Source organism: Rhodococcus jostii RHA1 (assembly GCF_000014565.1).
GTDB classification, from domain to species: domain Bacteria; phylum Actinomycetota; class Actinomycetes; order Mycobacteriales; family Mycobacteriaceae; genus Rhodococcus_F; species Rhodococcus_F jostii_A.
On record NC_008269.1, the window covers coordinates 962,210 to 974,269 of the forward strand.

The 12,060-nt window shown below is 61.6% G+C and carries 13 protein-coding genes; 10 read left to right on the forward strand and 3 right to left on the reverse strand.

Annotated features, from left to right (window positions below; genetic code table 11):
• Nucleotides 1–66: 66 nt before the first annotated feature.
• Nucleotides 67–456 carry a nuclear transport factor 2 family protein gene (locus RHA1_RS40080; protein WP_011599721.1) on the reverse strand — a complete coding sequence of 130 codons (390 nt, stop codon included), beginning with the start codon at nt 454–456 and terminating at the stop codon, nt 67–69.
• A gap of 200 nt (nt 457–656) precedes the next feature.
• On the opposite strand from RHA1_RS40080, the gene RHA1_RS40085 reads away from it, so the two are divergent.
• The 4 genes from RHA1_RS40085 (at nt 657) to RHA1_RS40100 (ending at nt 5,216) form a co-directional block, all read left to right on the forward strand.
• Nucleotides 657–1,742: a ferredoxin--NADP reductase gene (locus tag RHA1_RS40085; protein WP_011599722.1), complete on the forward strand. Its 1,086-nt coding sequence runs from the start codon at nt 657–659 to the stop codon at nt 1,740–1,742.
• 134 nt (nt 1,743–1,876) lie between these two features.
• The gene (locus tag RHA1_RS40090) at nt 1,877–3,040 is read left to right on the forward strand and encodes a 3-ketosteroid-9-alpha-monooxygenase, oxygenase component (RefSeq protein ID WP_011599723.1); all 1,164 of its coding nucleotides are present in this window, start codon (nt 1,877–1,879) and stop codon (nt 3,038–3,040) included.
• Nucleotides 3,041–3,062: 22 nt separating this feature from the next.
• Nucleotides 3,063–4,244, forward strand: a complete 1,182-nt coding sequence (locus RHA1_RS40095) for an acyl-CoA dehydrogenase family protein (RefSeq protein ID WP_011599724.1) — start codon at nt 3,063–3,065, stop codon at nt 4,242–4,244.
• A gap of 45 nt (nt 4,245–4,289) precedes the next feature.
• Nucleotides 4,290–5,216, forward strand: a complete 927-nt coding sequence (locus RHA1_RS40100; protein ID WP_011599725.1) for a VOC family protein — start codon at nt 4,290–4,292, stop codon at nt 5,214–5,216.
• A gap of 73 nt (nt 5,217–5,289) precedes the next feature.
• Here the strand turns inward: RHA1_RS40100 and RHA1_RS40105 are convergent, their stop codons facing one another.
• Nucleotides 5,290–5,682, reverse strand: coding sequence for a VOC family protein (locus RHA1_RS40105; RefSeq protein WP_011599726.1), 393 nt, complete (start codon nt 5,680–5,682; stop codon nt 5,290–5,292).
• 233 nt (nt 5,683–5,915) lie between these two features.
• Here RHA1_RS40105 and RHA1_RS40110 point away from each other — a divergent pair, with 233 nt between their 5' ends.
• Both RHA1_RS40110 and RHA1_RS50970 read left to right on the forward strand, forming a co-directional pair.
• Entirely contained in the window at nt 5,916–6,803 is an 888-nt protein-coding gene (locus RHA1_RS40110) for an SDR family NAD(P)-dependent oxidoreductase (protein WP_041813273.1), read from the forward strand.
• Between the two features lie 37 nt (nt 6,804–6,840).
• A complete protein-coding gene (locus RHA1_RS50970; protein WP_041813480.1) occupies nt 6,841–7,314 on the forward strand; it encodes a hypothetical protein in 474 nt (157 codons plus the stop codon).
• Here RHA1_RS50970 and RHA1_RS40120 read toward each other — a convergent pair.
• Nucleotides 7,303–8,394, reverse strand: coding sequence for an IS630 family transposase (locus RHA1_RS40120; RefSeq protein ID WP_011599729.1), 1,092 nt, complete (start codon nt 8,392–8,394; stop codon nt 7,303–7,305). The genes RHA1_RS50970 and RHA1_RS40120 overlap by 12 nt on opposite strands.
• A gap of 193 nt (nt 8,395–8,587) precedes the next feature.
• On the opposite strand from RHA1_RS40120, the gene RHA1_RS40125 reads away from it, so the two are divergent.
• From RHA1_RS40125 to RHA1_RS40140, 4 genes are all read left to right on the forward strand, one after another.
• Complete coding sequence (locus RHA1_RS40125; RefSeq protein ID WP_148228494.1) at nt 8,588–9,466, forward strand: alpha/beta hydrolase; 879 nt, start codon at nt 8,588–8,590, stop codon at nt 9,464–9,466.
• A 658-nt stretch (nt 9,467–10,124) separates the two neighbouring features.
• Nucleotides 10,125–10,670 carry a flavin reductase family protein gene (locus RHA1_RS40130; RefSeq protein ID WP_011599732.1) on the forward strand — a complete coding sequence of 182 codons (546 nt, stop codon included), beginning with the start codon at nt 10,125–10,127 and terminating at the stop codon, nt 10,668–10,670.
• Between the two features lie 4 nt (nt 10,671–10,674).
• Nucleotides 10,675–10,947 carry a hypothetical protein gene (locus RHA1_RS47895; protein WP_011599733.1) on the forward strand — a complete coding sequence of 91 codons (273 nt, stop codon included), beginning with the start codon at nt 10,675–10,677 and terminating at the stop codon, nt 10,945–10,947.
• Nucleotides 10,948–11,024: 77 nt separating this feature from the next.
• Nucleotides 11,025–11,891, forward strand: coding sequence for an alpha/beta fold hydrolase (locus RHA1_RS40140; RefSeq protein WP_050787597.1), 867 nt, complete (start codon nt 11,025–11,027; stop codon nt 11,889–11,891).
• Nucleotides 11,892–12,060: the final 169 nt, after the last annotated feature.

A 12,060-nucleotide genomic window follows, 5' to 3' on the forward strand; every position in this document is an offset into this window, starting at 1 on the left:
CGCACCTTCGCTCGAGGCGTAAGGCACGTGTCCGCCCAACGGACGCTTCGCTGCGGTGTGGCGGCCTCATACGATTCGCACGTCATCAGGCGACCAATAGGCCTTGGCGGAGGTGATCAAACCCTCCGCGGTAAAGGTCATCACATCGAAGGGCTCGATCTCCACAACACCGTCGGGTGTGTATGTGCGTACCCGGAAGTGGAAAGCCGCTGCACTACCGCTGTGGCGAAACCCGAGCAATTCGGTTTCTCTGCGGGCCTGGGTGAGCGGGCCGAAGAACTCAGCGATTGCATCCCGACCGCGAACCGGGTCGGATCCCACCGGATCCTCGAGTGTTGCGCCGTCGGCGTAGAGGGCTGCGATCTCGGCTGATGACGAGGCTCGAGCGATTGCTTCGAGGTAGCGGGTCACTGCCGAGACGGCGATGTCGCGAGTGATCTCTGCGGTGTGGGTCATTCGCCCGAAGATACGAGTGCTTCGAGGCGGTTACCACAGCGATTCCTACTGAGCGGACCACCTCGGCTGACTGCTTCGTGGCGGCGCGTGAACGACCTGTCGGTTGCCTCCCAATGAACGGAACGGTCCACCTCCTCGGTTGAGCGCAACCCATATCTTGGGACGGTCGTTACCGAAAGCGAAATATTGAGGACGTGGAAATGTATCCACAGCAGACGAGTGCAGCGGTCGGCGCCCGCAAGATGCGGGTAGTAGGTGTGGTGGAGGAGACCCACGACGCCCGCTCGATCTTGGTGGAGCCGCATCCCGAGCACATTGACGCATTCGACTATCGCCCCGGTCAATTCTTGACCGTCAGGGTTCCGGATGTGGGTTCGGGGACGGCGCGGTGTTACTCGCTGTCGAGTTCTCCGCACGTCGATTCGACCATGAAGTTCACCGTGAAGCGAGTCGCAGGGGGTCATGGGTCGAATTGGCTGTGCGACGAGATCGCATTGGGTGACGAACTCGAGGTGCTGCCGCCGGCTGGCACATTCACGGTCCGATCGCTGGATCAGTCAGTCGTCCTCGTTGCCGGTGGTAGCGGGATCACGCCAGTCATAGCTATCGCGAAATCCATCCTTCACGCCGGCACGGGAACGGTACTTCTGGTCTACGCCAACCGCGACGAGCGTTCGGTCATTTTCGGGGAGCAACTACGTGAACTCGGCGAGAGGTTCGGCAGTCGCTTCACGGTCATCCACGTGCTGGAGTCGGTGCAGGGTTACCTCACCGCTCCGGCGATGTCGAACCTGATCAGGCCCTTCACTGACCGAGCAGTGTATATCTGTGGGCCCGAGCCGCTGATGAAGCTCGTCAAAGCGGTGTGTTCGGCCGAGGGCATCGCACCATCACAGGTGATGACCGAACGATTCGTGTCGTTGAGTACCGACCCCTTCCGTAACCCGGTCGAAGACAAGCCGTCCACGTCGGACACGGGCGTCGAGGTCTCGGCGCAGGATGAGGCAGCCGCGGGTGACTGCACGGTGCACGTCTCGTTGGACGGGACCGAACGCACGGTGGCGTGGCCGCGGTCAAAGCGACTGCTCGACGCGCTGCTCGATGCGGGCGTCGAGGCACCGTTCTCCTGCCGCGAAGGTGCCTGCAGCGCGTGCGTGTGTTCACTGACCGAGGGCGAGGTGCGATTGGTGCGAAATGAGGTGCTGGAGGCCGATGACCTTGCCGACGGGTACATCCTTGCCTGTCAAGCAGAGGTCGTCACCGACCAGATATCGATCAAGTACTGAAGATTGGGTTGCTGTTTTGGTCTCCCATTCTGTGGGAGGAACCGAAGATGTGGCATCGACGTGTTGAGACACTGATCACAGCTCAGTAGCACTCGATCTCTCTGGACGGCCAAGCCGAACGATCAGGAGAAATAATGTCCGCTATACAGAACGGTACCGACGAAGTACGAGTCATCGACACCGGTGCCCCGCCGACGCGTTTTGCCAGGGGCTGGCATTGTTTGGGACTCGCGAGCGAGTTCAGCGATGGCAAGCCGCATCAGATCTCGGCCTTCGGTACCGAACTGGTGGTGTTCGCCGGCGAGGACGGGAAGCTGAACGTACTCAATGCATTTTGCCCACACATGGGCGGCAATCTCGCCGATGGCACCGTGAAGGGCGACACTATCGCCTGCCCGTTCCACGACTGGCGGTGGCGAGGAGACGGCAAGTGTGCCGACATTCCGTATGCACGCCGGGTGCCGCCACTGGCGCGGACCAAGTCGTGGTTGACACTCGAGCGCAACGGACAGCTGTTCGTCTGGAACGATCCGCAGAATCGCAAGCCGCCGGCTGAGGTCACGATTCCCGAGATCTCGGTGTTCGGCGATGAGGGCTGGACCGACTGGGTATGGAACAAGCTCGAGGTCCGTGGTTCGCACTGCCGGGAAATCGTCGACAACGTCGTCGACATGGCCCATTTCTTCTATGTGCATTACGGCATGCCCACCTATTTCAAGAACGTTTTCGAAGGACACGTCGCCACGCAGGTGATGCGTTCGAAGCCGCGGGCCGATGCGGTGGATGTCAAACTCGGCACCAATTATGACACTGAAAGTGCCTCGGATGCATCATATTTCGGTCCGTCGTACATGATCGACAAGCTGTGGACGGAGGGTGATGACAGCGGTGAACCCAACATCATGCTGATCAATTGCCACTACCCGATCTCCGCAGACTCCTTCATGCTGCAGTACGGCGTCATGGTGAAGAAGCCGGAAGGCGTTCCCGACGCCGTGGCGAACGGTATCGCAGCGCAGGTGGCAGCCGGGGTGGCGATCGGATTCGAGCAGGACGTAGAGATTTGGAAGAAGAAGTCGAGTATCGACAATCCGCTCTTGTCGGAGGAGGACGGTCCCGTCTATCAACTGCGCCGCTGGTACGAGCAGTTCTACGTCGATGTCGAGGATATCAACCCGGAGATGACGAACCGCTTCGAGTTCGAGATCGACACCGACCGGGCGCTGAAGAACTGGCAGGTCGAAGTCGATGCCAACCTCGCGGCCGGTCGTAGCGCAATCCCCAGTCCGGTCTCTTAATCCACGAACACAAGGAATCAGTATGAGTAACCGAGTACTCGACAACATCGTTGCGATTGCCGACGACATCAGGGCGCAAGCGGACGAAGCCGAATCCATCGGTCGCCTGCCAGATGAGATGGCAAAGGGCATGAAGCATGCAGGTGTTATCCGGATGCTGGCGCGCAAGAAGTACGACGGGTTCGAGTCACATCCTCGGGAGTTCGCCGAGACGGTAATGAAGACCGCCAGCATCTACGGTTCCGCAGGCTGGGTCGCCGGGATCGTCGGCGTACACCCCTGGCAGTTGGCCATGGCGGATCCCCGCGTGCAGGAGGAGGTCCTCGGCACCGACAGCGATACGTGGCAGGCGTCGCCGTACATGCCCGGCGGTATCGCCCTTCCGGTGGACGGCGGATACATCATGTCCGGGCGGTGGCAGTTCTCCTCTGGCACCGACCATTGCGACTGGATCTTCCTCGGTGCCATGGTCGGAGACAAGGAGGGCAAGCCGCTGATGCCGCCGCAGTCGCTGCACGTGATCCTGCCCCGTGCGGATTACGAGATCGTCCCTGACAGTTGGGATGTGGTGGGGCTGCGCGGCACCGGGAGCAAAGACATCATCGTCAAGGAGAAGTTCATTCCCGACTATCGGGTTATGGATGGCAATGGCGTTATCGATGGAACGGTCGCGAAAAACTACGGCGTCACTGAGACGCTGTACAAGATGCCCTGGTCGACAATGTTCCCCCTTGGCATCACTTCGGCCACGATCGGCATCGCAGAGGGTGTGCTGGCCGCCGGCATCGCCTATCAGCGGGAGCGAATCGGAGCGACGGGCACGGCCATCAAGGACGATCCCTACACCCTCTATTCTCTTGGCGAGGCCGCGGCCGAGATCGATGCCGCGCGGCAGCAGCTGCTGGGCAACGTGGACCGGATCTGGGATCTGGTGGACGCCGGCAAAGAGGTCGACTTCGCACAGCGTGCCGAAGGACGGCGCAACCAGACGCGGGCGGCGTGGCGTGCCGTTCGAGCCGCCGACGAGATCTTTGATCGCTCCGGAGGCAATGCCCTGCGAATGGACAATCCACTGCAGCGGTTCTGGCGGGACGCTCATGCTGGACTGCACCACGCGATCCACGTGACCAACACGGTCTACCACGCCGCTGCCCTGAGCTCGCTGGGCCCAGATCCGCAGGGGCCGCTGCGGGTGATGATCTGACGGCATCCCGACGTCACCAACGGTATCGAACAGAAGTGAGGAATCATGAGTGAGGTCAGAGGCCTCGGCTACGTGCGTGTCGAGGCAACCGATATCGATCGGTGGCGCGAGCTCGCCTTCGATGTCCTGGGTTTCAACGAAGGCTCCGGCCCCGAGGAAGGTGCCCTTCACCTGAGGATGGACGAACGAGCCTCGCGGTTGGTGGTGGTACCGAGTTCACACGATCGGGTGACGGCGGTCGGCTGGGAGGTCCGCGATCAACTGGCATTGGCGCAACTGCGCGAGCGCCTGGAGAAGGCCGGCCACGTCATCAAGCCGATGTCGCAGGAGGAAGCGGAGGCGCGGCGCGTCGAGGAAGCCTTCACGATGGATGACCCAGGCGGTACGCCGCTCGAGTTCTTCCACGGTCCGGTGCTCGATCACAGGCCGGTGATCACCCGGTACGGGCAGAAGTTCGTAACCGGTCACCAGGGACTCGGCCACGTGGTGGTGCCGTCCAGCAACTTCGACGAGACCTATCGCTTCTACACCGAAACCCTCGGGTTCCTTCCGCGTGGGGCGATGCGGATGCCTGTGCCGGCAGAGTTCGGTGTGCACCGGATCCGGTTCCTCGGGGTCAATCAGCGGCATCACAGCCTCGCCCTCATGCCGGTGCCCGAGGGCAAGGACCCCGGCCTGGTGCACGTGATGGTCGAGGTCGACAACCTCGACGCCGTCGGACAGGCGCTTGATCAAGTGGTGAAGCGGGACTTCCCCGTCTCATCGACTCTCGGACGACACACCAACGACAAGATGATCTCCTTCTACGTCGGTGTGCCGGGAGGCTGGGACATCGAGTACGGAACTGAGGGCTCGCTCGTCGACGAATCGTTCTACACCTCGGAAGAGATCACGCAGGACAGCTATTGGGGCCACGAGTGGGCGTGGGCAAAGCAGATGGCAGACGCCTCGGAGTCGGCTGACCAAGACTGACCGACCGAGAGACGAGCCCTTGCCGGGGCCCGATGCGACACCAAACTCCGGCGAGGGCTCTGTCGTGTTCAGCTCACAGATACTGGACGACCTCGATCACGTGACCTTCCGGGTCGGCGATGAATGCGACCGCGACACCTGCCTCGGGCATGGTTTTGGGTGGTTGCACGATCGACCCGCCATTGATTTCCGCCTTGCGGGCGATGTCCTCGACGTCTGCGACCGTGAACCCCAGAGTCGCCTCACCGGCGGGCGGGGTCGAGCGTTCGAGGTAGCGCCAGAGAATGAAGTTGGAGTCATCGTCACGGGCCGTGGTGAGGATGATCTCCTCGAGCGCATCGGCACCTTCGCCGAATGCCAGTCGCGCCTTCTCGCTCATGCCGAATGTGGATGTGTAGAACACGGCCTCGGTAACGAGGTCGTCGACAAAGATCTTGATGAATGCGAAGCGTGGGTCGGTGCTCATTCTCGGGTTCTCCTCCGATTCTGAAGATCTCGCCGGGTGATCCGGCGGATCGACACGTAGGTTCGGCACGTCGCCGATCCTGCGGAGATAAGACGCCGGTCGGGCCGGGGACACAATTGGGGTTCCCGCTGGACGGAAGACGAAGTGCCACCGATGCATCGCGTGGATCACGATATGACACAGGTACAGTCCGGGACCCAATGGTCCCTCCCATTCGGAGAAGGAGGAGCCCCATGGCCCACGCGTTGGCGGGCAAAACCGCACTGGTCACTGGTAGCAGCAGAGGAATCGGCCGGGCGATCGCGCAGCGGTTGGCTGCCGAGGGCGCGACCGTGGTGGTCACCGCGCGGTCGAAGGAGCCGTCCGCGTCGGTCCGGGGAGGTCGGTCCGTGTTGGTGCGGGGAACGATCGAGGAGACGGTGTCGTTGATCGAGGACGCCGGCGGTGCCGCCGTCGCGATCGCCGCCGACCTCGAGGATACGGACGCCCGCGACGGACTGGTCGACAGAGTCGTCGAGAAGGTGGGCGGCATCGACATCCTCGTCAATAACGCAGGATTCGCTGACTACTCGGTCATCGAACAGATGGAGCTCGAGACGTTCGACAGAACGGTCGATCACTATCTGCGGGGCCCTTTTGTACTGGCGAAAGCCGCCATCCCACATATGCGCAAGACGGGCGCGGGCTGGATCGTGAACATCGGTTCGTCGACCGGACTCAGTCCGATCCGCCCGTTCCGGGAGTACAACAAGACCTCCGGCGATGTCATCTACGCCGCGATCAAGGCGGCACAGCACCGGTTCACTCAGGGTCTGGCCGCCGAGCTGGTGGACGACAACATTGCGGTCAACGCGGTGGGACCGTCCACCGCGATCATGACCCCCGGTGCAGAGGCGTTGCTGCCTGCCGGGTACGAAACCGAACCGGTCGAATTCCTCGCCGAAACAGTTCTGCAGATGTGCCGGCTGCCGGCAGCCGAACGTACCGGTCTTGTGACCTTCAGTCTCCATTTCCCGCAGCATGAAGGGCTGACCGTGATGAGTTTGGATGGTAAGACGCCACTACCGCCGGTGCAGCCGCCGGCCTGGACGAATCCGCACATCCGGCCGTCCGGCTTCTAGCGCTGTGCCGGGCCGCACCACTGAAGAGGAGAGAACATTGTCGACCGACACGTTCGGACGTGACGAGTCCGCCTTGGCGACACAGCTCGCGCAACTCGTAGGCGCGTGGTGGTTCAACTACGACGAATGGAATGTCGAGATCCTACGGGGGCTGATCACCGACGACATCGCATTCAGTAGTCGTACCGATAGTGGAGAAACGGACTACGAGGACTTCGTCCGCGCGAACCTCGTCGGTGCCGACGACGTAATGGCGTGGCAGGAAGAGCATCGGATGAACAGCCCTTACCCGCTGCGACACAATGGATCGAACCTTCACATTACCGGCATGGATGGCGGCAAGGCCGAGTTCGCGTCGTATATCTTCGTGACGAAGATCGCGGACGGCAGACCGCTGTCACTCTCAACGGGGACTGCGTGTGGGACGGCGCAAATTACCGAGCGGGGTCTGTTGCTCCGACGATTGGACGTGGTCCTGGACACGACCGATTCGGTGGCTCTAGTGTCCTGAGTCTTTAATTCTGGCGCAGTAGTGTGCGATGGAGTCGAGGATCTGGTCGGCGGTCTTGACCCAGACGTAAGGTCTGGGGTTGTCGTTCCAGGTCTCGATCCATGCTCGGATGTCTTTGTTGAGCTGTTGGACCGAGGTATGCGTGGAGCGTTGGAGCTTCTTGGTGGTCAGTTCGGCGAACCAGCGTTCGACGAGGTTCATCCACGATGAGCTGGTCGGTGTGAAGTGGATGACGAAGCGCGGGTGCGCGAGGAGCCATCGTTTGACCGCGGGAGTCTTGTGGGTCGATGCATTGTCCATCACGAGGTGGACATCGAGATCGTCGGGAACCGCTGCGTCGATCTTGCGGAGAAATGCGATGAATTCTTGTGCGCGGTGGCGTGAATGGAGTGATCCGATCACCTTCCCCGAGGCGATGTCGAGTGCGGCGTACAGGCTCGAGGTGCCATTGCGAACGTAGTCGTGACTGGCGCGCTGCGGGGTGGTGGGAAGCATCGGGAATATCGGTTGGGTCCGGTCCAGTGCTTGGATCTGAGTTTTTTCGTCGACGCAGAGCACCAGAGCCCGCTCGGGCGGGTTCATGTACAGGCCGACGACGTCACGGACTTTCTCCGTGAACAGTGGATCCTTCGACAGTTTCCATGAGTCCTGTTTGTGCGGGGCCAAACCGAACGCGCGCCACACTCTCGAGACCGTCGATTGCGAAATATCGAGATGCTCCGCCATCGATCGTGTGGACCAGTGTGTGGCGTTCTTCGGTGTCGTTTCGAGGGTCGAGGTAATCAGATCCTTGATCTTGTCGTCGTCGATCGTCCGGGGACGGCCCGGGCGTGGTTCGTCGAGCAACCCGTCGCATCGGTCCTCGACGAATCTGTTCCGCCACCGCCGCACCGTGCCTCGGTACAACCCCAACCTCTGCGCCACTTCGGTATTCGATCCACCATCGGCAGCAGCGAGAATGATTCGCGACCGTACCGCCAAACCTGCAGCGGTCTTGCGTCGCCGCGACCACCCCTCGAGTTCTACGCGTTCGGTCTCGGTCAGCACAATGTCCGCCGGTCGCGGACCGCGAGTCGCCATGACCAATCTTAACAACCGATGGCTTATTTATGACTCAGGACACTAGCTCAGCGCACGCATCGTTCGCTGACACCGGCATGAGCTCGGGTCGACCACCGATACGCTGGTCCGACCGAATGGGAGAGATCTGATGGCTCTGTCCGCAGCAGCGAGGCAAATAGTCGACGCAGCCGCAGCGCGATTCCCTGGCTCCATGACCGCAACGCCCGTCCAGCAGCTGCGTGACATGTTGGCGGCCAGCGCGATTCCTTCGTCCACGGGCATCCATGGACGTTTCGACGTGATGGTTCCCTCGGCGGCTGGAGGAATACCCGTGCGGATCTACCGGCCGACGCCGGCACCCGACCTGCCGGTCGTCGTGTGGCTTCACAGCGGGGGATTCGTCGTCGGAAGTCTTGACCAGAACGACGAGTACCTACGGCAGCTGAGCAACGCCGCTCGCGTCGTCGTGGTGTCGGTCGACTACCGCCTCGCACCGGAGAACCGCTATCCGGCTGCGCTCGAGGATGCCCGTACGGTCTGGGACTGGATGAAGGCTGCGCCGGATGAACTCGCCGCTGACGTCGGGACCGCCGTGCTCGCCGGCGAGAGCGCCGGTGGGAATCTGACATTCGCGCTCAGTCAACAGCTCAAAGACCACGGGGCTCCGATGCCGGATGCGCAGATCAGTTTCTACGGTACTGCCGAAACGCGTGTGTCGAACCCCGAGTGCTCCACAAGTATGCTCAGTCCGCAGGACTGCGAATGGTTCTGGGATCAGTACGTGCCGCGTCGCGCCGGCCGTGCCGATCCCTATGTGAGCCCGGCACGTGCGCGCGATGTGACCTCACTGCCGCCGACACTTGTGGCGACTGCCGAAGTGGACCCGACCCGAGATGCCACCGAAGACTACGCACGACGTCTGGCCGCCGCTGGCGTGAGCGTGGACCTCCAACGTTACGAGGGCATGATGCACGGCTTTGCCACGATGACAGGGGCCTTGCAACCCGCAGCAGCGCTGTTCGAGCGGACCGTCCAATTTATCGACCGGTCACTGTATGCGCGTGAGACGGGCGATTCGAGGAGGAAATGATGTCAGTGCCACGGGAGCGGTTCTCGCGCCTGGTACCACATTGGTCATTGGTGTGGACATCGCCTCCGGCGAACCGAGTACGGCCACGAAGTCGACGTAGCCGACTCCCATGCCGTCGACGCGATGGCTGCCGCGGCGTTCGGGCGAGACGGCAGCCTCGAATTCCTGATCGGGACTGGCACTCCACGTAGCTTCTTCCGGCCGGCGGGGTCCTCCACACTTCCACGGCTTCTTCAGTCCCGACTGGATGTGTGAATTGCCTTGAACTCCTATGCGTATCGGCATGCTTTGGCGTCGCGCCGCTTGGATCGCAGCCAACCGGAAGCGCAACCATTCTGCACCGAGGTTAGATAGGACTTCCCGTCGTGCCGTATGACTTGCTCCTGCGGTGCCCTCGATCAAGCTCAGATATTGCCAGAGTGTTTGCGACAACTTGACCGTCGAACTACTTACCCGAGAGCCCACTAGAACAGGCTCTTGCGGCGGTTGCCTCGCCTGACTCCCGGCCAGTGGGAAGGGAGTCCTTGGCCAGGTGGTGCGGTCGATACCATCGAGCGACAGGTCATCTGAAGGGTCGGCATCGCGCCGAAATACCCCGGACCACTGTTTGTCGCCGGGCACGGCGATCGTTCTGAGCGGCTGCGGAGAGGTTGAGCGGATGCACGATTCGATCATGAATGAGAGCACGGACACCTTCGATGCTCGGGCGATGCGAGATGTCCTGAGTCACTTCGCGACCGGAGTGGTGGCGATCACCGGTATCGATCCTGATGGGGACAAGCCCGTGGGTCTGGCTGCCAACTCCTTCACCTCGGTTTCTCTGGACCCGCCCCTCGTCGCATTCTGTGTCGCACGGACGAGTTCCTCGTGGCCACGGATCCGCACAGCCAGGCGCTACGTCGTCAATATCCTTTCCGAGGCACAGGAAAACGTGTGTCGTAGCCTCGCCGCTCGCGGAGGTAACAAGTTTGCGGATCTGTCCTGGTCGCCGTCGCCGTCGGGAGCTCCCGTTCTCGACAATGGACTGGCGTGGTTGGAAGCGGAGTTGAAGGCCGAGCACGATGCCGGCGATCATGTCATCGTGGTGTCGCGGGTTCGGCACATTCACGCCGGTGGAGAGGCCCCGCTCATCTTCTACAAGGGCAAGTACGGTCGAGTGGAGCACTTTCCGCTCGTCGAGACCATCACCGAATCGGTGAGGTGAAACGATGACCATGCAACCGCTCAACTGTCGGACCTGCGGCCTCGCGGTGATGGTAGAGAAGTTCAGCAACGCTCACACATCGATCCAATGGTTGGCCGACGCCTCCACCTGTCCTGTCGTTTCTATGCGCGGTCATCTGCCTGCCGACGATGATTGTTGTCCAGAATTGCGTCAGAGTATCGACAGCGCAGTACGCGAGAACACCCTCACGGAGAGCCGGATCGAACTGCCGACGGGTACGGCGATACCTCGAATGTCCGGTGCTCGATCCGGTTGATCCTGAGCTCCTGCTGTGCCGTCCGCTGGATGGGAGCACCGGTGGAGAGGACCCCGCGCGGCTGCAAAGCTCGATTGATGACCACAATCGAGACAAATAGGCCGGGAACACCAGAAGAACTGAAGACCGAATCGGGTGTCCTTCGCTACTACGAGCGCGGTGACGGACCGCCATTGTTGTTGCTGCACGGTTCCGGACCCGGTGTCACGGGCTGGCGCAACTTTTCAGGTAACTTCGATGTTTTCGCGGCCCGTCACCGGACATTCATCTTGGAGTTCCCGGGCTTCGGGATCAGCGACGACTTCGGAGGGCATCCGATGATGACGGCGCAGCAAGCCGTCATCGAGTTCCTCGACGGCATGGACCTGGAGAGTGTGGCGGTCGTCGGCAACTCGATGGGTGGCATCGTCGGAGCTGCACTCGCAATCAACCAACCACAGCGGGTGAGCAAGCTGGTGACCATCGGTGGGATCGGCGCCAACCTGTACAGTCCGGGCCCCGGAGAGGGCATCAAGCTTCTCATGGAGTTCACCGACAACCCCAGCCGCGAGAAGTTGACGCAATGGCTCCACTCGATGGTTTACGACCCCGCCATGGTCACCGAGCAGTTGATCGAGGACCGGTGGACCCAGGCCATTGAGCCAGCCACCCTGGCAAGCGCCCGAAGGATGTACAGCTCAGCAGCATTCGGACAGATGGCTAAGGCCGCTGCAGCTTCGACAGAACCGCCGCTCTGGACGAAACTGAACCAGATAAAGGCTCCGGTCCTGGTGACCTGGGGTCGTGACGATCGGGTCAGTCCCCTCGATATGTCGATCGTGCCGATGCGGATGCTGCCGCGGGGAGAACTCCATGTTTTTCCCAACTGTGGTCACTGGGTGATGATCGAGCAGAAGGCCGCCTTCGAATCCGCAGTTTTGGCATTCCTCGGTCGTGAAGACTAGTTGTCGTGGTTCGCGAGGTGGTGACGCGATCGGTGCGCGTCGGTAGCTGAGAGCGCGGGTCTCGATCGGGATGATTAGAGGTGCGACCAACTTGACTCCGCCAGAAAGAGACTCGCGTGCCGGTGCCGCTTGCTCGATTTGAACCTGGCCGAGGAGTTGCCGCGGGGAC

Bases quoted from the DNA above. Each gene is read 5' to 3' on its own strand.
- RHA1_RS40080 (WP_011599721.1), bottom strand. From the start codon at position 456: ATGACCCACACCGCAGAGATCACTCGCGACATCGCCGTCTCGGCAGTG.
- RHA1_RS40085 (WP_011599722.1), top strand. From the start codon at position 657: ATGTATCCACAGCAGACGAGTGCAGCGGTCGGCGCCCGCAAGATGCGG.
- RHA1_RS40090 (WP_011599723.1), top strand. From the start codon at position 1,877: ATGTCCGCTATACAGAACGGTACCGACGAAGTACGAGTCATCGACACC.
- RHA1_RS40095 (WP_011599724.1), top strand. From the start codon at position 3,063: ATGAGTAACCGAGTACTCGACAACATCGTTGCGATTGCCGACGACATC.
- RHA1_RS40100 (WP_011599725.1), top strand. From the start codon at position 4,290: ATGAGTGAGGTCAGAGGCCTCGGCTACGTGCGTGTCGAGGCAACCGAT.
- RHA1_RS40105 (WP_011599726.1), bottom strand. From the start codon at position 5,682: ATGAGCACCGACCCACGCTTCGCATTCATCAAGATCTTTGTCGACGAC.
- RHA1_RS40110 (WP_041813273.1), top strand. From the start codon at position 5,916: ATGGCCCACGCGTTGGCGGGCAAAACCGCACTGGTCACTGGTAGCAGC.
- RHA1_RS40120 (WP_011599729.1), bottom strand. From the start codon at position 8,394: ATGGCGACTCGCGGTCCGCGACCGGCGGACATTGTGCTGACCGAGACC.
- RHA1_RS40125 (WP_148228494.1), top strand. From the start codon at position 8,588: ATGACCGCAACGCCCGTCCAGCAGCTGCGTGACATGTTGGCGGCCAGC.
- RHA1_RS40130 (WP_011599732.1), top strand. From the start codon at position 10,125: ATGCACGATTCGATCATGAATGAGAGCACGGACACCTTCGATGCTCGG.
- RHA1_RS47895 (WP_011599733.1), top strand. From the start codon at position 10,675: ATGACCATGCAACCGCTCAACTGTCGGACCTGCGGCCTCGCGGTGATG.
- RHA1_RS40140 (WP_050787597.1), top strand. From the start codon at position 11,025: ATGACCACAATCGAGACAAATAGGCCGGGAACACCAGAAGAACTGAAG.